The sequence below is a fragment of the Candidatus Binatia bacterium genome, from assembly GCA_029243485.1.
GTDB lineage: Bacteria > Desulfobacterota > Binatia > UBA12015 > UBA12015 > VGTG01.
In genome coordinates this window covers 45,856-65,810 of the sequence record JAQWRY010000088.1, presented here as the reverse complement: position 1 = coordinate 65,810, position 19,955 = coordinate 45,856, and the positions used below count along the sequence as shown (strand labels likewise).

At 65.7% G+C, this 19,955-nt stretch carries 15 protein-coding genes; 6 read left to right on the top strand and 9 right to left on the bottom strand.

Annotated features, from left to right (window positions below; translation table 11 throughout):
* Positions 1-196: 196 nt before the first annotated feature.
* A complete protein-coding gene (locus tag P8R42_28720; protein MDG2308583.1) occupies positions 197-985 on the bottom strand; it encodes an SDR family oxidoreductase in 789 nt (262 codons plus the stop codon).
* A gap of 217 nt (positions 986-1,202) precedes the next feature.
* Positions 1,203-4,193, bottom strand: coding sequence for a hypothetical protein (locus P8R42_28715; protein ID MDG2308582.1), 2,991 nt, complete (start codon positions 4,191-4,193; stop codon positions 1,203-1,205).
* 106 nt (positions 4,194-4,299) lie between these two features.
* Between P8R42_28715 and P8R42_28710 the strand changes: the two genes are divergently transcribed.
* On the top strand, positions 4,300-5,370 hold the full coding sequence (locus tag P8R42_28710) for a nitronate monooxygenase (protein MDG2308581.1): 1,071 nt from the start codon (positions 4,300-4,302) through the stop codon (positions 5,368-5,370).
* A 4-nt stretch (positions 5,371-5,374) separates the two neighbouring features.
* On the opposite strand, the gene P8R42_28705 is transcribed toward P8R42_28710, so the two are convergent.
* On the bottom strand, positions 5,375-6,622 hold the full coding sequence (locus P8R42_28705; GenBank protein ID MDG2308580.1) for an alkyl sulfatase dimerization domain-containing protein: 1,248 nt from the start codon (positions 6,620-6,622) through the stop codon (positions 5,375-5,377).
* Between the two features lie 85 nt (positions 6,623-6,707).
* Between P8R42_28705 and P8R42_28700 the strand changes: the two genes are divergently transcribed.
* The 5 genes from P8R42_28700 to P8R42_28680 all read left to right on the top strand — a co-directional run bounded on the left by P8R42_28700 (position 6,708) and on the right by P8R42_28680 (position 13,285).
* The gene (locus tag P8R42_28700) at positions 6,708-8,957 is read left to right on the top strand and encodes a DUF3604 domain-containing protein (GenBank protein MDG2308579.1); all 2,250 of its coding nucleotides are present in this window, start codon (positions 6,708-6,710) and stop codon (positions 8,955-8,957) included.
* 11 nt (positions 8,958-8,968) lie between these two features.
* On the top strand, positions 8,969-9,868 hold the full coding sequence (locus P8R42_28695; GenBank protein ID MDG2308578.1) for a nucleoside hydrolase: 900 nt from the start codon (positions 8,969-8,971) through the stop codon (positions 9,866-9,868).
* On the top strand, positions 9,865-10,713 hold the full coding sequence (locus P8R42_28690) for a phytanoyl-CoA dioxygenase family protein (GenBank protein ID MDG2308577.1): 849 nt from the start codon (positions 9,865-9,867) through the stop codon (positions 10,711-10,713). Before P8R42_28695 ends, P8R42_28690 begins: the two co-directional genes overlap by 4 nt.
* 65 nt (positions 10,714-10,778) lie before the next feature.
* Entirely contained in the window at positions 10,779-11,807 is a 1,029-nt protein-coding gene (locus tag P8R42_28685) for a glutathione S-transferase N-terminal domain-containing protein (GenBank protein ID MDG2308576.1), read from the top strand.
* The gene (locus P8R42_28680; GenBank protein ID MDG2308575.1) at positions 11,807-13,285 is read left to right on the top strand and encodes a hypothetical protein; all 1,479 of its coding nucleotides are present in this window, start codon (positions 11,807-11,809) and stop codon (positions 13,283-13,285) included. The genes P8R42_28685 and P8R42_28680 overlap by 1 nt, the downstream gene beginning before the upstream one ends.
* A gap of 15 nt (positions 13,286-13,300) precedes the next feature.
* On the opposite strand, the gene P8R42_28675 is transcribed toward P8R42_28680, so the two are convergent.
* The 6 genes from P8R42_28675 to P8R42_28650 form a co-directional block, all read right to left on the bottom strand.
* Positions 13,301-14,218: an oxidoreductase gene (locus P8R42_28675; protein ID MDG2308574.1), complete on the bottom strand. Its 918-nt coding sequence runs from the start codon at positions 14,216-14,218 to the stop codon at positions 13,301-13,303.
* 65 nt (positions 14,219-14,283) lie between these two features.
* Entirely contained in the window at positions 14,284-15,486 is a 1,203-nt protein-coding gene (locus tag P8R42_28670) for a hypothetical protein (GenBank protein MDG2308573.1), read from the bottom strand.
* A gap of 109 nt (positions 15,487-15,595) precedes the next feature.
* Positions 15,596-16,027, bottom strand: a complete 432-nt coding sequence (locus P8R42_28665) for an OB-fold domain-containing protein (GenBank protein ID MDG2308572.1) — start codon at positions 16,025-16,027, stop codon at positions 15,596-15,598.
* On the bottom strand, positions 16,027-17,229 hold the full coding sequence (locus tag P8R42_28660) for a thiolase family protein (GenBank protein MDG2308571.1): 1,203 nt from the start codon (positions 17,227-17,229) through the stop codon (positions 16,027-16,029). Before P8R42_28660 ends, P8R42_28665 begins: the two co-directional genes overlap by 1 nt.
* A gap of 7 nt (positions 17,230-17,236) precedes the next feature.
* Positions 17,237-18,874, bottom strand: coding sequence for an acyl-CoA synthetase (locus tag P8R42_28655; GenBank protein MDG2308570.1), 1,638 nt, complete (start codon positions 18,872-18,874; stop codon positions 17,237-17,239).
* A 68-nt stretch (positions 18,875-18,942) separates the two neighbouring features.
* Positions 18,943-19,896, bottom strand: coding sequence for a hypothetical protein (locus tag P8R42_28650; protein ID MDG2308569.1), 954 nt, complete (start codon positions 19,894-19,896; stop codon positions 18,943-18,945).
* Between the last annotated feature and the right edge of the window lie 59 nt (positions 19,897-19,955).

The window sequence follows — 19,955 nt, the reverse complement described above, 5'->3', positions numbered from 1 at the left end:
TATGTTCAATCCCGCGCGCGATGACCTGAGGATCGCGCGACGCGATCCTGGCGCGCGGAAGTTCGGGGCACGAGCACAGATGGAAGCAACCGGGGAACGCGGCTTCGCGATGGGCCACGACGACGTCCTCTCCGAAGTATCAGCCGTCGACTATGTGACCGGAGTGCTGACGGACACGGACCGCGCCGAGTAGATCTCAAGACGACATCGCCATCGAGCCGCCGCCATCGACGTTCAGAATTTGACCGGTGACGTACGACGAGGCGTCGCTCACCAGAAAGAGGATCGCGTTCGCGATGTCCTCACGCGTTCCGACCCGACGCAGCGGGTTGCCGCTACCGGGGTCCCCTCCGCCTCCGCCTCCGCCTCCGATGTCGGAAAGCCGATCGAGCCCTTCTGTGTTGTCGATCGCCCCGGGGGCGATCGCATTCACCCGAATCCCGAGTGGCCCCCACTCGGCGGCGCAGGTTCGCGTGAGGGAGTCGACACCGGCCTTCGCCGATGCCGCGTGCGCCTGGAACGGAACACCCATGCCCGCGAATGGCGCGGTGATGTTGACGACACTGCCCCCATTGTCCTTCAAGTACGCCTCGAACGCCGCCTTCGAAACGTTGTAGGTCCCCAGAAGATCGATCGCGACGACCGTGCGAAACCCGTTGTAGGACAGCCCTTCGATCTTCGCGGGAAAGTTTCCTGCCGCGCAGTTCACCAAGATGTCGAGCCTCCCGTACTTGGCGAGGATCTCTGCCATCAAGCTCTCGACCTGCTCGGGCTCGCGAATGTCGCAAACGATGGCGAGGCAATCGATCTGACGACCTTCGAACTCCGCGCGCGCCGCATCCAGGTTCTCCTGCTTGCGACTTGCGATCACCACCTTCGCTCCGTGTTCTCCGAGCGAGATCGAGATGCCCTTGCCAATCCCCGTCGCTCCGCCGGTTACGAGGGCCACCCTGTTCTTCACGAGGTCCTGTTGAAATGTCGCCATGGGTTCGCACTATCCCATCACGAGGTGACCCTCCACCGCCCCCCAACTCGGCCAGCCCGACTCCGAGACGCGGGCTGATGCGCACGACCTGGGCACGGGAGCCACTACCGGTTCCGCATGGTCCTCGGCGACCCGCCAGCGACTCCCGCGCCCGGCCGAAATCACGAAAGGCTCCCGTGCCCACCGGCGACTTGCAGGAGTGCGGAGAGCCCCCCCCTCAATCACAGCTCGAGCCGTTTGCGACCCAGTTCGCCGCCCACACGAGGAACGCCTGGGAATAGGAGTCCGCATAGGGAGCCGGGGTGCGGTCACCCGTGTTCCCGTTTCCGCCCGCGGGGTCGAAGGCCCACAGAACCAGGTGGTCCATCACGACGTGGCTCGCGATCTGGTTCAGCGAGCGGTCCCCATTCGTGTTCTCGTCGGCCATTCGACTGATGACCTCGCCCGTGGAGAGCCCCGTCCACTGCATGCCCGCGTCGGTGGGCTGGTGCCATACGGGCTCGCCCTGGCCGGGCCACGGCGTGTTGCCTCCGTTCGGGTTGTGACAGTTCGAACACGTCTCACCCGGCGACAGTCCGTGGTTCTGCATCGTGTCGTACCGCGTGACCTCGGTGATGGACGCGTGGCAGTTCCGACAACGTGGCGAATCGACCACGTCACCGATGACATCGCAGGCCTGGGCAAACGTCATCGGGTCCTCGCCGCCCGGCAGATTCAGGGTGCCGAAGTAGAACACCCCTTCGTGCTGCATCGGCCGGTTCTGGAAGTGCGGGAACCGACTACACTCTAGCGTCCCGTCAATGGTCTTGCAGGCCTCCACGTACCAGTGGACGGTACTGCCGAGGTTCGCTGGAATCTCATCGGTTACCGGCACCGGGAAGCGCAGGGTCTGCACTCCTCCGGCGCTTCCTGCCGGAATGCCCGGCGAGGAGTAGTGCTTGAACATCTCGTCTTCCCACGGCGGTTCCGGCGCGGGAAGCGGCGTCGGCCCCACCGTGATGCGGTACGACTCGACTTCTTCGTCGTAGATCGGGTTACCCTGCCCGTCGAAGCCCTTCGTCAGGCGGTACCACTGGAAGTTCGGACTTCGGGTCGTCGCGGTGAAGCCAGGAACAGGCGATTGCAGGCGCGGGTTGGGGAGCGTGAACCGAATCACTCGGTTCATGTCGGAGTACTGGCAGCCCGCCGCGTTGCAGGCGAGAACGGTCCAGTAATAGGACTCGCCGCGGTAAGGCTCCTCGTACGCGAAGGAGTCGATCATGAACTTCTTCTGCGCGGCGACTGCAGGCGGTACCGGAAAGAGCGTGCAGTCTACATTGCCCTGGCTCGATTCGACGGCCTCACGAAGACAAACGCTGTAGCTGGTCGTAGTCGGGTTCGTGTCGCTCCACCGAAGCGCCGAGTACCGCGGATAAACCGGCATGTAGGCCGGGCTAACCAACAGGCTGGGCGGCTCGGGCGGCTGCAGCGCGGAGTTGAATGCACCGCTGATCACGCTGCTCTTCCCGTAAGCCTGGACCCCCGTGAGCGCCGTCATCGAGAGCGCGTGGTCCGCCATCCATCTCTTCGGGACGTACCAGTAGCCCCCGTCCCCGACGCACGGGCCCCAGGAGTTCTTAACGATGAAGTAACCACCACCTGCCGCCGGCGGCGTGTTCTTGGCAAGGTCCTGATTGCGCACGTACCCCTCGATCATTGCGACGTGCCACCCGCGAAGCGGATCGAGCGCTCCCTTCTTCGACTTGTTCGGCTTCGGCACGGACTTCACCCAGCCGTCGTCCGCCGCGTCGAGGAAGCTCTGCGTGACCTGGAATGACGCGACGACCGGCAGGCCTATCCCAAGGAACATCGGTGCGACATCGATGGTCTGATTGCTGTTCGTTACGTCGAAGAACGTGTTGTACGAGAGCACCTTGATTTCGCCCTTCGCAGGCGGAATCTGCGCGCTATAGCCACAAGAGCGAGTTCCCTTCGCACAGACGTACTGGCCCTGGTGATTCGTGTCGGAGCACGGCTTGTCGGCGTAGCCCGCACAAGAGCCCTGGTACCCCTGCAGAATGCCCAAGGCCTTGGTCTTCGACGTAACCTCGGTTCGCTGCGGGGAGAGGTTGTATTTCCACTGCGCCTCGCCGCGAAACTCGTAGTCGCCCACCATCATCCCGAACACGGAACTCGGCGAATTCAGATCATCACCGAAGTTCGGCGGGATCGGGAACCAATGGTTCTTCTGCTGATAGTGGAGATGCTGCTCCGAGAGATCCGCGCAAAGATCGTGCTCCCGCCGGATGGAAGTCTCCACCGCTGCGTTGATCGCGAACGCGACGCTGGCGCCTCGCGTCTCCCCTTGGTCCTTCACGCAGGTCGAGGATCCCTTCATCTGCCAATCCGCGGTTGCCCATAGGCCGGTCTTCGACTTCTCGTAACACGCACCTCCGTCACTCCCGGCGACGAGCGTACGCGGCGATGCGAGCTTCCCGCAGCTCAGCCCGCAGTCCTGCTTGCCCTTGGTCGGCGGGATCTTCGTCGGGGGAGCCTTGGTCCAACGTTTTGCGAGGTCTCGCAGCAGCTTCTTCGGATCCTTCTTGCCGAGCTTTCCCGGAGCCGGCATTCCCTTCAGCAGGACCCCGAGTCCGGCCGGGTCCGCCGCGAGCGCACCCTGGAAGCCTTCGTAGAGGGCGGCGTAGTTGGACTCCGCGTTCATCGGCCGCCCCAGCTCGGCGAGCGTCTCCGACAGCTCCCGTGTGGCAAAGCTCGGCCCCAGAAGTACGACCTGCTCCACGCGACCGTCGCGCGTCCCGAGACGCGTGACGTAGTTGCCGGCCTCGGTCCGCGCGAATCTCTTCCCGTCTGCGGCCGGAACCTCGGTGTACCGATCTACGAGCTTGGTCTTCCCGAGCTGCTCGGCCAGAATCGCACCCATGGCCTCGTCGAGGCTCCGGTTCTCGCGCGCGCCTTCGGCGCTGAGCTTCGGGCTCGAGAGCGTGAGTTGACCTTCCTTCTCCAGGCTCTGGAACGACTTCTTGGTGACGTTCACCGCAGCGGGCTTCGGCGTGCGCACGCGCTTGCTCGACCCAGGCCTCCCCGTGCCCGCATCGGCCTCGGTCGGACTCGCCGATTTCTTGTCCGCGGCCGCACCCGGCGCGGGCAGTCCCACTGCCAGGGCCAGAACCGTCGCTAAAACTCCCAATTTACAGAGCGAATTCTTCATGCGCGCCTCCGCCCGGCCTCACGGGTCCAGGATCCGACCGGGAGAATGCGACAGAACCGGGGGAATGTCACCCCATGATGACGTTCTGGCTGTTACTAAGGGGTGGATGAACCTGCCGGACGGACACCCGCTGAAGACCCGCCTCACCGAGTTGCTCGGCATGCCGACCCCCATCATCCAGACCGGCATGGGCTGGGTCGCGACGCCCGAGCTCGTGGCTGGTGCCTGCAACGCCGGTGCATTCGGGTTCCTCGCCGCAGCGGCACTCCCGCTGCCCGAGGTCGAGAAAGCCATCGTCCGAACGAAGGAACTGACCGACCGTCCCTTCGGTGTGAACTTCCTCATGGACGCTCCGGGCGCCGAGGAGATCGCGCAGATGATCCTCACGCACGGGGTCCGTGCCGCCGGATACAACCGCGCGCCCAGTGCCGATCTAATCAACAAGCTGAAGAACGGAGGCGTCCTATGCATCCCCACATGCGGTGCGCCCCGGCACGTGCAGAAAGCTGAGAAGCTCGGCGCCGATGCCGTGATCGTTCAGGGCGGTGAGGGCGGCGGGCACACCGGGGTGATCGCGACGTCCCTTCAGGTTTCCGCCTGCTCGGATGCCGTGAAGATCCCGGTCATCGCGGCAGGCGGCTTCAAGGATGGTCGTGGACTCGTCGCGGCCGTCGCACGGGGCGCCGCCGGCATCGCGATGGGGACGCGCTTCCTCATGACCGCAGAGAGCCCCGTCCCCGAAGTCACGACGGACCGCTACATCGGCGCGAGCCTCACCGACGTGATCGTCACCTCGGAGATCGACGGCCTTCCCCAGCGTGTGATCGTGAACGAGCTCGTCCGGGAACTGGAGACCAAGAGCGGTTTGAGCCGATTGATATTCGCGGCGCGGAACGCGCTCGAGTTCCGAAAGACCTCGGGCGCCTCGCTCTTCGATCTCCTCAAGTCCGGACTCGCCATGCGCCAGAACGAAAAGCTCACGCGATCTCAGATGCTCCTCGCCGCGAATGCCCCGATGCTCGCCAAACGCGCCATGCAGGACGGAGACCCCGTCGGCGGCTATCTGCCGAGCGGTTCAGTCGCCGGGGTGATCGACGACCGGCCGACCTGCGCCGAACTCATCTCGCGAATCATGAGCGAGGCCGACGAGGCCCTGCAGCGGCTCCAGCTCTCGTAGGCGGCTACCTCACGCCGGTAGGCCGCTTCGCCCCATGCTCGATGATGTCGGCGCACGAACCGTAGAGGCTCTGCGAGACAAAACTCGGCGCGTTCTCACCGAGGGACCGGCAAATCTCGGCCTTCAGGGCGCGCGCTCGCACGACATCCGGGTCGTCGCCGGGCGCGAGCGCTAGTACGTCAACCACGTGCAGAGCGGTCGCGCCGTCGCCGGTCCGGAACAACTCCCGTGCCTTCGTGAGCACCGCTTCCCGATCCGTGATCGCCGAGAGAACGGCCGCACCGGCGGCCTCGGGTGTCGCCGGGTGCAGATGGGTCGGGTTGCGGTCCCACCAACCGTTCTCGGAACGGAAGATGTCACGCGTGATGAAGTCCGGATGACCGTAGGTCGGCGACATCCACGGCAACGAGAAGAGCTCGTCGGGATACTCGATCTCCGCAACGATCTGCTCGACGCCTTTGCCCGCGTTCAATCCCGTGACGACCTGGCCGCGGATCCACCGAAGGGCCTCGGCCATCGAGAGAAGCATCTTCTGGATGTCCGTCTCGCCTTCAACGGAGGGGCCGAACTCCATCACCATCAACTTCGGATCGAGTGCGGCGAGGCGCTCCAGCGTCTCTGCCCAACGGATTGCATACCGTTGGGTTCGCAGGGGCGTGCCGATGTTGGGGATGGTCGGCGTGACGGCCGCGCCACCGTAGAGCACCCTCTCCTTCGGCAGCCACAGCGCAACCGCGTCGTCTGTCTCCGAGGGCGCCCAGAAGACCTCGACGCGCCGATCGCCGTCTTCGAAGACGAGCGTGTCCGTGAACGTCTCGCTCGGCATCTCGAGGGGGAGTCGATGAGCATCGAGGGTGCCGATCGGGAGACAGAGCTGCAGCTCGGCGAAGTGCTTTTGTAAGCCCTCGGTCTCGCGGTAGCGCGTCCACCGCGTCACCAGGTTCTCGTGGGCGATGATCCGAGGTCGCGGATCACCGCGCATTTCCGCGTCCTCGAGCCAGACGCCTACCGCATCGTTGTACCCGAGATGGCCGTGGGAATAGAGGATCGCGAACACCGGAGCGTCCGTCAGCTCCCGCAGCCGTGCGAGCGCCTTCTTCGCTTTCTTCGGTGCATTTCCGGTGTCGAGTTGCAGGACCCCTTCCGCCATCTCCACCGAAAGGGCATTCCCCATCCCTCCCAACACGTGAACTCCGGGGGCGGCGGTACCGATGAATGAGGGAACGAGAACGGGATTGTTGTGCGCGGCCATGGGGTAATGGTTAATCGAAGATCGCGCTGACAGCGAGTCCCGCGCCGCTGGCGCTCGAGCGCCCGGAGGCTTATTTCAGTGGACCGTGCTGCGACGCCTTGTCTATGCCCTGATCGTCCTCGTGGTTCTCGCCGCCGGCGGGTTCTACGCACTCGGCCGAGGTGCCTTCGGCAATCACGAGCCTGCGGGAGAGGTGACAGCCGTCGCGCTCCCCCCGGGCGCCCTCGCGCAACGTGCGGCAGAAAGAGAGGCGGCCGCGGCCGCCCTCGGCCAGGCCGAGAAGCAGATCCTCTTCGGCGACCTCCACGTGCACACCACCTTCTCGTCCGATGCCTTCGTGATGAGCCTGCCTCTCGTGTCCGGCGAAGGGGCGCATCCTCCGGCCGACGCCTGCGACTTCGCACGTTTCTGCTCGGCACTCGATTTCTGGTCCATCAACGATCACGCCGAGTCGCTCACCCCCGAGCATTGGCGGGAGACCGTCGACAGCATCCGCCAATGCAACGCCGTCACCACACCCGAAGACCCCGACGTCACCGCCTTTCTCGGTTGGGAATGGACGCAGGACGGGGCGACCGCGAAGAATCACTTCGGGCACAAGAACATCTTGCTGAAGGATCTCGACGAAGCGCGCGTCCCGACCCGGCCGATCGCTTCCATCTACCCCGATGGCGGCGACATCGTCGCGATGCCTCCGATAGCCCGCGCCGGCCTGGCTCTCCTGATCCACGACCGGCGGACCCTCGACTTCACGCGCTTTCTCGAGGAGACGTCGACCGTCCCGCCGTGCCCCACGGGTGTCCCGGTCCGCGAGCTCCCCGACTCTTGCAAGGAGAGCGCCCGCACTCCGGGGGAGCTGTTCGCGAAGCTCGACGAATGGGGCGTCGAGTCGATCGTCATCCCGCACGGGACGACGTGGGGGAACACGTCACCGCCCGGATCCACCTGGGACTCCCAGATCGGCCCCGCGAACGATGACCCGAAGCGACAGACGCTCGTGGAGATCTACTCCGGCCACGGCAACTCCGAAGAGTACCGCGACTTCCTCGACGTGGAGCTCGACGCAAACGGAAACGAGATCTGTCCCCCGACTCTGCCGGGACCGTCGGGGTACCTGCCCAACTGCAGGCGGGCCGGCGAGATCATCCGGGATCGCTGCCTCGCGGCGGGCGAGAGCGAGGACGAGTGTCAGACACGCGCCGCGCTCGCTCGCGCGAACCACGTTGCCGGGGGCAAGACCGGCTTCCGCACAGTGCCAGGGACGGCTGTCGAGGACTGGCTCGATGCCGGCCAGTGCCGCGACTGCTTCCTCCCTGCCTTCGACTACCGGCCGCGCATGTCGGCGCAATACATGCTCGTGCGAAAGAACTTCGAGGGCGAAGTCCCAGTCGCTACGCGGATGGGCTTCATCGCATCGAGCGACAATCACACGGCGCGACCGGGGACCGGCTACAAGGAAGTCGATCGCAGCGAGATGACCGAGGGCAAGGGGCCCCGCGCCGATGCCCCCGACCTCCTGAACAACCAGAACCCGCCGGTCCCGTACTCGGTCGCGCTCGACGAGCAACCCGAAGTTCCCTTCGCCACGCGCGACGTCGAGCGGATGTCCTCGTTCTTCACGACCGGAGGCCTGGTCGCGGTACACTCCGCCGGTCGCGGTCGTGATGCCATCTGGCAAGGCCTGAAGCAGCGCGAGGTCTACGGGACGAGCGGAGACCGAATCCTCCTGTGGTTCGATCTGCTGAGCGCACAAGGCGGCGCGCTGCCGATGGGGTCGGAAGTCACCCTCTCGGAGACGCCTCGGTTCCGGGTTCGGGCCGTAGGTGCCCTGGAGCAGAACCCCGGCTGCCCCGAGTTTGTAACGGCCGCTCTCAGTGAAGAGAGGCTCCACGACCTCTGCCGCAACGAGTGCTATCACCCGGCCGACGAGCGGAAGCGGATCACGCGCATCGAAGTCGTGCGCATGCGACCGCAACTCCACGACGACGAACCGGTGGGAGGTCTCATCGAGGACCCTTGGCAAACGCTCCCCTGCGACGGCGGCGCCGCGGGCTGCGTCGCCGAGTTCGACGACCAAGAGTTCGTCGCCACCGGCCGCGACACGATTTACTATGTCCGGGCCATCCAGGAACCGAGCCCCGCCGTGAACGGGAAGAACCTGCGGTGTAGCTACGACGGCGACGGCAACTGCATCGCGCTCGACCCGTGCCACGGCGAGGACGCGAAAACCGACTACGAGGACGATTGCCTGAGCGACATCGAAGAACGAGCCTGGTCCTCCCCTATCTGGGTCGACCAGCCGACAAGAGTTGGCGCGATCCCGGCGCCTAGCTAGTCTGGAACCCAATGCGGATCTGGATCGATACCGACGTCGGCAGCGACGTCGACGACGCGCTGACCCTGGCCTACGCGCTCCGCCATCCGGAGCTGGAGCTCGTCGGTGTCTCGACGGTCTTCGGCGACGTCGAACTGCGCAGCGACATCGCACGCGGCGTCCTCGCCGCCGGTGGAGCTTCGGACGTTCCGGTGCAGAGCGGCCTGGGCGTCCCCCTCACCGAGGGCCGGATCGGGCTCATGTTCGGGCACGAGGGTCGGGGCATCCTCGAGGGCCGCGAACCGCAGATGCAAACGCGCGAAGACGGTGACGCCCAAGCCCGTATCGACGCGCTCGCCTCGGCGCTGGAAACCGCGAAGCCGGACGCCGTCGTGGCGATCGGGCCGCTCTCGAACCTGGGAGCCCTCGTGCGCGCCGGAGTCGACCTCCCGCCCCTCGCGATCATGGGCGGCAAGCTGGCCGACGTAATGCTCGACGGGATGGTTCCCGGCATCTCCGAGTGGAACTGGTACTGCGACCCTCTCTCGGTCCAACACGTCCTCGGCGCGTCCCACCCCGCTCTGCCTAAGATCGTGCCGGCCGAGGTCACGTTTCGGACCGCACTCGCCCCCGGCGATGTGGAGAAGCTCGCCGGCGGAGACGCACTCGCCCGCCAGATCTCGACCCTGAGCGCCGAGTGGCTGCGCTTCCTGCGCGAGCGCTTCGGACGAGACGAACCCCGCGTCGCGTTGCACGACCCCCTCACCGCCGCCGTCCTCGTACAGGATGGGCTCTGCCCGTTTGAAGAGCGCCGTATCCATGTCGACGACAACGCCGTTTCGGAGACGATCGATGGTGCCCCCAACATCACCGTAGCGACCAGCGTCGACGCAAACGCGCTGCGCGACCATCTGATGGAGACCTGGCTGTGAGCACTCCGGCAATCCTGACCGACGAACAGATCGAGACGTTCCGCCGCGATGGCTTCCTCGTCGTCGACGACGTGTTCTCCGAAGCCGAGCGAGCGACGTTCGGCACAGCCGTCGACGCCGCCGTGGCGGGACGCGCATCGGTCGACACTCGCTCGCTCGACGAGAAGACGATCTACGAGCAGAGCTTCATCCAGTGCATCAACCTGTGGGAGGACAACGTCGACGTCCGACCGCTCACGTTCGACGCCCGCATCGGCGAGATGGCAACGCGCCTCTTGGACGCCGACGCCGTCCGAATCTGGCACGACCAAGCGCTTTACAAGGAAGGTGGTGGTCGCGAGACGGACGCCCACCAGGATCGTCCCTTCTGGCCGATCGAGCCCGCTAATCAGGTGACCGCGTGGATTCCGTTCGACGGCTCGCGTCGCGGTCGAGGTGCGATGGCCTACGTCCCCGGCTCACACCGCGCCGGCCTCGAGCGCTTCTGCGACATCTCACACCTGTTCCAGGAGCCGTACGACATCCTGAACGACCCAGCGATCGCCGACATCGAACCCGTGTGGGTCGAGGTCGATCCGGGCTCGGTCGTGTTCCACCACTCCCTCACCGTGCACTTCGCCGAACCCAACACGGACACCAGCACGCGAAGGGTCTACTGCGTGATCTACTTCGCCGACGGCTGCCTGCGCCGGTCTGCGGTCCCCCACATCGTGCCCGATCGCCAAAAAATTGAGGTCGGCCAACCAATCGCCGGCGACGTGTCCCCCATCGTGTGGCCCCGCCGGAGCAACGACTTACCCCCCACCCCCACCAGCGGTCGCCCGCCCCGCCTCGGCTACTCGTGAGCCCCGGTTCGGCCCGGCTACCTTCTACTGGCATGCGACATGCCAATAGGCCATGATCCAGCCCCATGACGATCCCGACCCCGCTTTGGATGATGGGCGCACCCGGCTCTCCGTACACCCGCAAGATGAGAGCGCTCATGCGCTACCGGCACATCCCGTATCGGATGATCCAGCAGGGTGGACCCCAGCACGCCGCTCGCCCCAAGCCCAAGGTCGAGCTCCTGCCGACGTTCTACCTTCCCGATGAATCCGGGAACGAGGTCGCCGTCACCGACTCGACGCCGCTCATTCGGCGCTTCGAGAAAGAGTTCGCGGGACGCAACGCCGTCCCCACCGATCCGGTGATCGGCTTCCTCGATGCCCTCCTCGAGGACTTCGCCGACGAGTGGCTCACGAAGCCGATGTTCCACTACCGCTGGTACTACCAGGCGGACGTCGACAAGGCGGCCTCGATCCTGCCGCTCTGGCGACAGGTCAACGTCAGCGACGAAGACGTGAAGCCGTTCTGCGACTTCATCGCAAAGCGCCAGATCGATCGGCTCTGGGTCGTCGGCTCGAACGACACCACCGCACCGGTGATCGAGGGAAGCTACAAACGGATCCTGAAGTTGTTCGACGCACACCTGCAGACGCAGCCGTTCCTCATGGGGAACCGCCCCGGGTCGAGTGACTTCGCGTTCCTCGGGCAGCTCACGTGTCTGGTCCTGTTCGACCCCACCCCCGCGGCGATTGCCCTCGCCGAGGCACCGCGCGTTTACGCGTGGGTCGAGGGCGCCGAAGAACTGTCCGGGCTCGAGCCGACCGAAGACGACTGGATCAAGAGCGACGCCGTACCCGAGACTATCAAGGCGCTGCTCTGCGAGGTCGGCCGCGTGTACACCCCGTTCCTCCTCGCAAATGCCGAAGCGATCCAGAAGGGCGCCGAGCGCGTCGAGACCACGATCGAAGATCTCCCCTGGACCCAGAAGCCCTTCCCCTACCAGGCCAAGTGCCTCCGGTGGCTCCGCGAACACCACGCCGCGCTGTCGGCGGACGACCGCGCCAAGGTGGATGCGATTCTCGCCGGAACGGGCTGCGAAGCCCTGTTCGCCTGATGTCGATTGATCCGCGGGCACCGATCCTCGTCGGAGCCGGCCAGATCCTACAACGCAACGAATCCCACGAAGGATCCCTCGACCCCCTAGGACTCATGGAGCAGGCGGCTCGGCGCGCGGCCGCCGACGCACGCTGCCGTGCCCTCCTCACCCACCTCGACTCGATTCGGGTGCCGAAGGGCCTGTGGCCCTATACGAACCCGGGCCACGCTCTTCGGGAGCGCCTGGGCGCGCCCGGCGCCGAAACCGCCTTGTCCCCAATCAGTGGGAACATGGTGCAGAGGATGATCAGCGACGGCGCGCGCGATATCGCGGCGGGGGTCCGCGACGCGGTCCTCGTCGTCGGCGCGGAAGCCGAGCGAAGCAAGCGACAGGCGAAAAAGGCCGGGCAGGAGCTCGCGTGGACCCAACCGGAGGCCCCGGAACCGGACCGCAACTTCGGCAAAGACGATCCCGGCATGACCCGCGACGAGTTCGACGCGGGAATCGGCCAACCCGCCGCGATCTTCACCCTCTACGAGAACGCGATGCGACAGGCGCGCGGCGAGAGCCTCGAGGACAACCGCGACCGCATCGCGCGACTCTGGCATGGCTTCGCCCGCGTGGCCGAAACCAATCCGTGCGCCTGGACTCGCGAGGCGCCGAGCATCGAGACGATCCGGGACGAGACCACCGACAACCGGATGATCTCGTATCCATATACGAAGCGTCTCTGCGCCAACATGGTCGTCGACCTCGGCGCCGCGGTGATCGTCTGCTCGGCCGAGCTGGCCGAACGTCTCGGCGTCCCTCGGGATCGCTGGGTCTTCCTGCAAACCGCGACCGACTGCATGGAGACGCCTCTGCTCTCCCACCGAATGGACTTCCGGGGCGTTCCGGCACTCGAGCTTGCCGGCAAGCGCGCTCTCCAACTGTCCGGGCATGAGCCGGCCGACTTTGCGCACGTGGATCTCTACAGCTGCTTCCCGGCGGCAGTGCAGGTTGCCGCCGAAACCCTCGGATTCTCACTCGATGATCCCCTCACCGTGACGGGCGGGCTTGCGTACGCCGGTGCGCCGCTCAACAGCTACGTGCTGCACTCCATCGCGACGATGATGGAACGCCTGCGCGGGGATCCGGGCAGCCTCGGCTTCGTGAGTTCCGTCGGCGGCGCCTTCTCCAAGCACGCCTTCGGCATCTACTCGACTGAGCCGGCACCGTCGGGCTTTCAGTACGCGGACCTCGATGCCGAGGCCGAGAAGCTGCCGCACAGAGAGTCGGTGTCGGGCCACGAGGGCGAGGCCACCGTCGAGACGTACGTACTACGGTACGACGACGCTGCGCCCTCGAAAGCCGGCTTCGCGTGCCTGCTCGACGACGGGCGACGCACATGGGCCAAGTCGGAGGACCCGGCCCTCCTCGGCGAGGTGCTGGAACGCGAAAGTTGCGGACGTCGGGCCCGGCTTAAGGACGGCCTGCTCCTCGGCTTCGCCGACTGAACGTTCGGAGCGTGGTCAGCCGGCGGCGAGCCCGGGATCCACGCCCGTCAGCTCAATCGAGACGTCCCACAGGCGACGCGCGGTCTCTTCGTCGCGGCTCGCCGCGATCGGATCGACGAGAATCGGCGGGCCGTAGAACTCGAAGAAGTTCGAGGGCCCGAAGTACTGTCCGCCTTCCGCGGCCGGATCGGTCGCCGCCCGCAACGTCGGGAGGGCCGCCTCCGGCGGATCGTGCGACATCAGGTTCATGATTGGAGAAAACAACATGACCCAGCTCGGAATGTAGCGCTTCAGTTCGGTATCCGAGACGCCCGGATGACACGCCACCGCGATCGTCTTCCCTCCCGCCGCCTCGAGCCGCCGCTGCAACTCGAAGATGAAGAGCAGGTTCGCGAGCTTGCTCATGTTGTAGCGGCCGACCCTGCTGTACGACTTCTCCGCCTGGAGGTCGTCGAAGTCGATCGCCCCACCCTTGTGTGCGTTGCTGCTCACTGAGACGATCCGCGAGCCTGCCGTGCTCCGCACCTTGTCGAGCAACAACCCCGTCAGTGCAAAGTGCCCGAGATGATTCACGCCGAACTGAGACTCGAACCCGTCGCTCGTCTCCTCACGCGGCGGGATCATGATCCCCGCGTTGTTGATCAAAAGATCGAGACGCGGCTCCTCGCTTACGCGCTCCGCGGCCTCACGTACGGACGCGAGGCTCGCCAGATCGAGTTCGACGATTTCGACGTCGGCGCTCGGGTGCGCGGACAGAATCCGGTCCCGCGCTCCGGCCGCACGTCCCGGCGACCGACAGCCGATCAGGACCCGCGCGCCGCGGCCGGCGAGAACCCGTGCGGCTTCGAAACCGATCCCGCTGTTGGCTCCCGTGACGAAGGCCGTGCGTTCTCCTTGGTCGGGGACGGATTCCTCTGTGAATTCGGCAGCCATGCCCGATTCGTATGGGATGTGGCGCCCCCCGTCGATCCCGGGGGGCGCCCGATCCCAAGCCGAGCCTAGTCGCAGCGGAGGAAGTCCGGGTCGGGGTCCCCCGGATCGAAGCCATTACAGACCTCGGACGACCCGATCCGCGTCGTGATGCACTTGCTGCCGTCACACGCCTCGATGAACCCGCAGAAGTCGCCCGCCTCGTCGCAATCGATCTCGTAGAAGCAATCGAAATCCTCCACGCAGGGACACACGCACGATGTGGCATCGTAGGTGCAGTCCGAGTTGCAAGCCAGGGCGCCGGAGGTGCAGTTCTCGAAAATCGAGACGAGGCCGTCGCACGACTCCCCGTTGAGATCAACGCCGTCGCACTCCTCGGCGCCTTCGACGATGCCGTTGCCGCAGACCCCGCCGTCGCTCGGCGTCGGTGCGGGCGTCGCCGTGGGTAGCGGGCCGTTCGTAGGCGCGGGCGTCGGCGCGGGCGTCGGCGAAGGCGTGGTGCCGTCGGGCAGGAAGAACGACTCCGGCAACGTCACGTCAGCCAGGAATGACCACTGATCGCCCGGGCACGGCGCAGCCAGACAGACATCCGCGCCAAAACACTCGAGGAGGAGGTCCTCCCCCGAAGTTCCCGTTTGGTTACAGAACACGAAGAGCGGATCGCCGCCGGACGGGAAGAAGACGTTGCCGGTCACCGAGTTGTCGTCTGCATTGCGCGTGATAGCCCAGCGCTCCGTCCCAACGTCCTTACTGAGAACCGTACGCCTACCGTCAGGCGTCACCTGAAGCCCCGACTGGCGAACGCCGCCGGCTCGAGACTCGACCGCCTCTTGCGCGGCCGCGGCGACCGCAGCAAACACCTCGCTGAGCTCAACCGTCGATGCCGGCGTCGGCAGAAAGAACGCCTCGGGCAGCGTGACCGCCGCGAGCGCTGACCACTGATCGCCACCGCACGGGGCTCCCGCGCAGACGTCCGCACCAAAGCAGTCCAGAAGGAGATCGCTGCCTGCGGTGCCGGTCTGCTCACAGAAAACGAACAGCGGATCGCCGCCAGACGGGAAGAACACATTCCCGGTCACCGACATGTCGTCGGCGTTGCGCGTGATCGCCCAGCGCTCGGTACCCACGTCTTTGCTGAGGAGCGTCCGCTTCTCATCCGCCGTGATCTGCAACCCAGACTCACGGACATCCTGCGCCTGTACGAGACCGACGACGGTGGCAATCGCGAGCCCCACGACGCCGGCGCCGGTTCCAATTTTCAACAAGCTCATACGGGTTCTTCTCCGAATGCTGGGTCGATTCGTGAATGGGAATTATTCCCATTTACATGCGCCAAGCAAGCTAGTTTTCCCCGTTTCTCCCGCCTCAGGCAACAATCTATCAGCCGACAGGACGAAAGAACGGCGCCAAGACCTCTCCCTCCACCCCATCGAAGCGAAGCGTCCGGAAACAGACCTCCATCGGCTGGTCGATCGCGAGCGTCGCCGGCTCACACTCGACGATGCGGGTCGGGAGCCGAACCCGCTCATCTTCGTCGAGGGTCACCAGGGCACTGACGAACGGCAGGTTGCCGGCGTACTGAGGCAGGAAGGCATGCTCGAGCACGACCCAAGTAAAGAGGCGCGCGCAGCCACTCATGCGCTCCCACGCGACCGACTCTTCGCCACAATGGGAGCAAGCGCCCTGCGGGTACCAGTGGAACCTGCGACATGCCGTGCAACGCGGCATACGGAGTTCCTCGCGTGCGGCGGCCGCCCAGAACTCGCGGGTCGGCTCCCAGTCGACATCGGGCAGAGGGAATCCCTCACGCATCACGAATCTCCCGTTCGCAGGATCAGGGTCGACGCCTGGGGGCCGGTATAGCCGCCGTAGATCCCGACGCGAGCATCGGGCACCTGCGCGGACGACTCCCCGCGGAGCTGCCGAACGACCTCGACGACGTGGGCGATCCCGAGAACGTACGCGTGGGAGAGCAATCCGCCGTGGGTGTTGTACGGCAGCTTCCCGCCGTCGAAGTGCAGCGCCTGACCTTCGACGAATGGCCCTCCCTCCCCCTTCGAACAGAACCCCATGTCCTCGATCTGCATGAGCGAGACAATCGTGAACGGATCGTAACAAGTCAGGACATCGACATCAGCCGGCGAGAGTCCGGCCATTCCGAACGCGGTGGGCGCGGAGAACACCTGCGGCGTCGCGGTGAAGTCCGGCTGCTGCGCCCAGTACCGACCGGTCTTCGAAGTCCCGAGGCCTACGCCTGCGACCTCGACGAGTGGCCGGCGCAGGTCTCGAGCGCGCTCGATCGAAGTCATCACGTAGGCGGCGCCGCCATCGGAAATGAGACAGCAGTCTTCCTTCCGAAACGGATCCGCGATCGGCGGGCTCGCGAGGTACTTCTCAAGCGTGAGCGGCTTCTCGCGCATGACTGCGTTCGTCGACAGATTCGCATGGCGGCGGCACGCGACGGCGATGGCTCCGAGCTGCTCCTGGGTCGTGCCGAACTCCGCCATGTGTCGCCGGGCGATCGAGGCGAAATAGACCGGTTGGGGGAACCAGCCGAACGGCACCTCCACGTTCTGCTTGAAGAGCTCTTCGGCGTGGAATTTCCCCGGGCCCCCGACCATCTCGCCCCGCTTGCTCGCCCAATCCACCGAGAAAACGTTCACCACGGTCTTCGCATCTCCCCGCCGAATGGCGAGGGCCGCATCGTAGGCGGCGGTGGCGGCCCACGTCATTCCGCCGCCGCAGTGCGACACCCAGATCTCCTGGGAGGTGCCGAAGTGCTCTCGGAACGCGTCAGCGTCGAAATCGGTGTCGAGGAGACTGAGCGTGATGCCGTCGACGTCGCCCGGCTCGAGGCCCGCGTCCTCGAGGGCACGCGCGACCGCATCCCCTGCGATCTCCCGGCTCGTTCTACCCGATGCCTTGCTGTAGGCCGCCTCGCCTACACCGACGATCCCGATCTCTCCCGAGACGTTCTCGTACGGCTCGGCGCGCCCCCAATCCGGAAGAGTCATCGTCAGCTCAACTCTGCGCGGCCTGCTCTTTGGCCCACCGATAGTCGGCCTTGCCGCTCGGGCTCCGCACGATACTCGGCCGGAAGACGAACGACTTCGGGAGCTTGTACCGCGCGATGTGTTTCGCGGCTTCTTCGAGAAGCTCCGCCGCACCCGTTTTCGCGTCCGCTCGAAGCTGAACGACGGCTACGACCTCCTGCCCCCAACGGTCGCTGGCGCGGCCGGTCACGACGGTGTCGTACACATCCGGATGCTGCTTCAACGCCTGCTCCACCTCCTCGGCAAAGATCTTCTCTCCCCCGGAATTGATGGTCACCGAGTCGCGACCGAGCACCTCGATCGTACCGTCGTCCTTGTGCCTCGCCCTATCTCCCGGAACCGAGTAGCGCGCGCCGTCCACGACCGGGAAGGTGCGCGCAGTCTTCTCCGGATCGCCGAAGTAGCCGAGAGGGACCCGGCCGCTCTGCGCAAACCAACCCATATCCTCACTCCCCGGCTCGAGCACTCGAGAGAGGTCCTCGGACAGGACGCCGGCGCCGGGCCCGGGCTGGAACTTGCCGGTCGTCGCGCCGGTGGCCTTCGTGGAGGTGTTGGTCGCCTGCGCGCCGGTCTCGGACGACCCGATCCCATCGAAGATCATCCCGTGCGGAATCTTCTCGAGGAGCGCCTCTTTGTTCTTGGTGGAAAGAGGTGCGCCCCCGGAACCCAGAACGAAGAGGGTGGAAAGGTCGTACGTCTTCTTCTCGAGTTGATCGAGCAACGGCCGCGCGAAGGCGTCTCCCACCATCGTGATGCTGGTGATCTTCTCTTCGCCGATCTTGGTTAGAAAGTCGTCCGGGTCCAGCTTCTTCACAATGTCGGGTACAACCAAACAGGCCCCCAGGGTCATCATGATCATGCTCGACCACTGCGCCGCACCGTGCATGAACGGCGGACCGACGAGGCCCCGCATCCCTTCCATCGCCTTCACCTGCTCCGCGAGTTCCTCGTAGGACGCGAGGATCACGCCGTCGGGCTTTCGGCCGCCCATCGCGGCGATGAAGATGTCGGCCGAACGCCACAAAACGCCCTTCGGCATTCCCGTGGTCCCGCCGGTGTAGAGGAGATAGAGGTCGTCGCCGGAGGGCGTGACATCCGGCTTCCCGTCCGACGAACCGGCAAGCGCCTCCTCGTAGTCGACGGCGCCCGGAAGCAGCCCGTTCCCAGAGTCGTCGGAGACCTGAATCAGAACCTCCAACCTCGGGAGCTTCTCGCGGATGGCGGCGATCTGCGGCGCGAACTCGGCGTGATAGATCACCGCGCGCGCCTGCGAGTTCTCGAAGAGATAGAGAAGCTCCTCTTCGACGTACCGATAGTTGACGTTGAACGACGCCAGCCGCGCCTTCCACGACGCGAGCATCCCCTCGAGGTACTCGTTGCCGTTGTAGAGATAGAGCGCGACGTGATCCTGACCCGACTCGTGCCCGGCCAACTCTCTCCGCTCCGTGTGGACCGTCAGGCCTCGGCTCAGAAGGTAGTTGGCGAGACGCCGGGTCCGGGCCGCGAATTGGGCATGCGTGAACCGACGGTCGCGGAAGACGAAGGCCTCGCGGTCGGGAATGGAAGCGGCAATCGTCTCGTGAACGTCAGCGAAATTGAATTCCATCGGGCTCCCTCGGGGTTGAGACTACCGTGGGAACCATAATCGTCGGATCGTCGCGCGCCAGTCCGGGCTCAGCCTCCGCCAAAGGAGGGCGCGGCACTGGTGACCCGCGGGGCCGCCGCAACCTCGGGCCACCGAGCGGGCGCGGCCGGGCCCTGCGCCGCCTGGACGTAGGGCCATAAGCTCCAGTGATCCGGGAAACGCCGAATGAAATTCTCGAGTTGGCGGAAGACGGCGGGCAGCGGATCGGCCTCGCCGGGCGGCACGGGGTTCCCGAAGTGGACTCGAACCCCTTGCGGAGTCCAGATCGCCACGAGCGGTACGATCATGCTCTCGGTCAGGCGGGCGAGAGTCGCGACCCCCGAAGAGGCGACCAGTCGCTCGTCGCACACCTCCTGCGTGCGCGACGCCAGGTCGCCGGAGGCGTCGAACGTCGCGAAGATCGGGTTTCCGCCCAAGAGATGCTCACGTGCGAACGCGAGCGATGCGAGATCCGTCCCTAAGAAGTCCACTCCGAGCTGCATGTGGAGCCAGGCGAGCTTCTTCTCGGCGTAGCGCCGCTTCGCGTCGGGCATGAGATTGTCCGGCCCGAGAGGGCGGGCGATGGCCCGTACGTTCAGACGGCACACCTTGCGGAGGTACGCGTAGGCGAACACGTGGGCACCCGTGTGAATCGTTGCGAACACCGTACGCGCGGGCAACGGCGGCAGCTCCGACGCACCGGGGAGATGACCTCTGAACTCCCCGGGATGCCGGATGAGGAAGACCGAGTCCGCCTCCTCCTGCGCCTCGACCACGAGACTGTTCCGGACGACGGCCCTCGAGATCGGGAACGCGACCGGTGCCGGCACGGATAACCAGCGCCGGGCACGCGCCGCACCCGACGTCCGCCGCGGCCGATCGAGCCAGTAGTCGACCGTGCCCGCCACCAGCGCGTAGAACCGACCGCGCGGCCGACTCTTCGCGGCGAAGGGGAGGAGGTGTTTGTAGCGAACCCAGGCCCAGAAGCGTGCAATTCCCGACACGTCGGGAACCGACGACGGTTCGAGTCGATTCTTTCGACCCTGCGTAGTTTCGGGGCGAA

Bases quoted from the DNA above. Each gene is read 5' to 3' on its own strand.
- P8R42_28720 (MDG2308583.1), bottom strand. From the start codon at position 985: ATGGCGACATTTCAACAGGACCTCGTGAAGAACAGGGTGGCCCTCGTA.
- P8R42_28715 (MDG2308582.1), bottom strand. From the start codon at position 4,193: ATGAAGAATTCGCTCTGTAAATTGGGAGTTTTAGCGACGGTTCTGGCC.
- P8R42_28710 (MDG2308581.1), top strand. From the start codon at position 4,300: ATGAACCTGCCGGACGGACACCCGCTGAAGACCCGCCTCACCGAGTTG.
- P8R42_28705 (MDG2308580.1), bottom strand. From the start codon at position 6,622: ATGGCCGCGCACAACAATCCCGTTCTCGTTCCCTCATTCATCGGTACC.
- P8R42_28695 (MDG2308578.1), top strand. From the start codon at position 8,969: ATGCGGATCTGGATCGATACCGACGTCGGCAGCGACGTCGACGACGCG.
- P8R42_28685 (MDG2308576.1), top strand. From the start codon at position 10,779: ATGACGATCCCGACCCCGCTTTGGATGATGGGCGCACCCGGCTCTCCG.
- P8R42_28680 (MDG2308575.1), top strand. From the start codon at position 11,807: ATGTCGATTGATCCGCGGGCACCGATCCTCGTCGGAGCCGGCCAGATC.
- P8R42_28675 (MDG2308574.1), bottom strand. From the start codon at position 14,218: ATGGCTGCCGAATTCACAGAGGAATCCGTCCCCGACCAAGGAGAACGC.
- P8R42_28670 (MDG2308573.1), bottom strand. From the start codon at position 15,486: ATGAGCTTGTTGAAAATTGGAACCGGCGCCGGCGTCGTGGGGCTCGCG.
- P8R42_28665 (MDG2308572.1), bottom strand. From the start codon at position 16,027: ATGCGTGAGGGATTCCCTCTGCCCGATGTCGACTGGGAGCCGACCCGC.
- P8R42_28660 (MDG2308571.1), bottom strand. From the start codon at position 17,229: ATGACTCTTCCGGATTGGGGGCGCGCCGAGCCGTACGAGAACGTCTCG.
- P8R42_28655 (MDG2308570.1), bottom strand. From the start codon at position 18,874: ATGGAATTCAATTTCGCTGACGTTCACGAGACGATTGCCGCTTCCATT.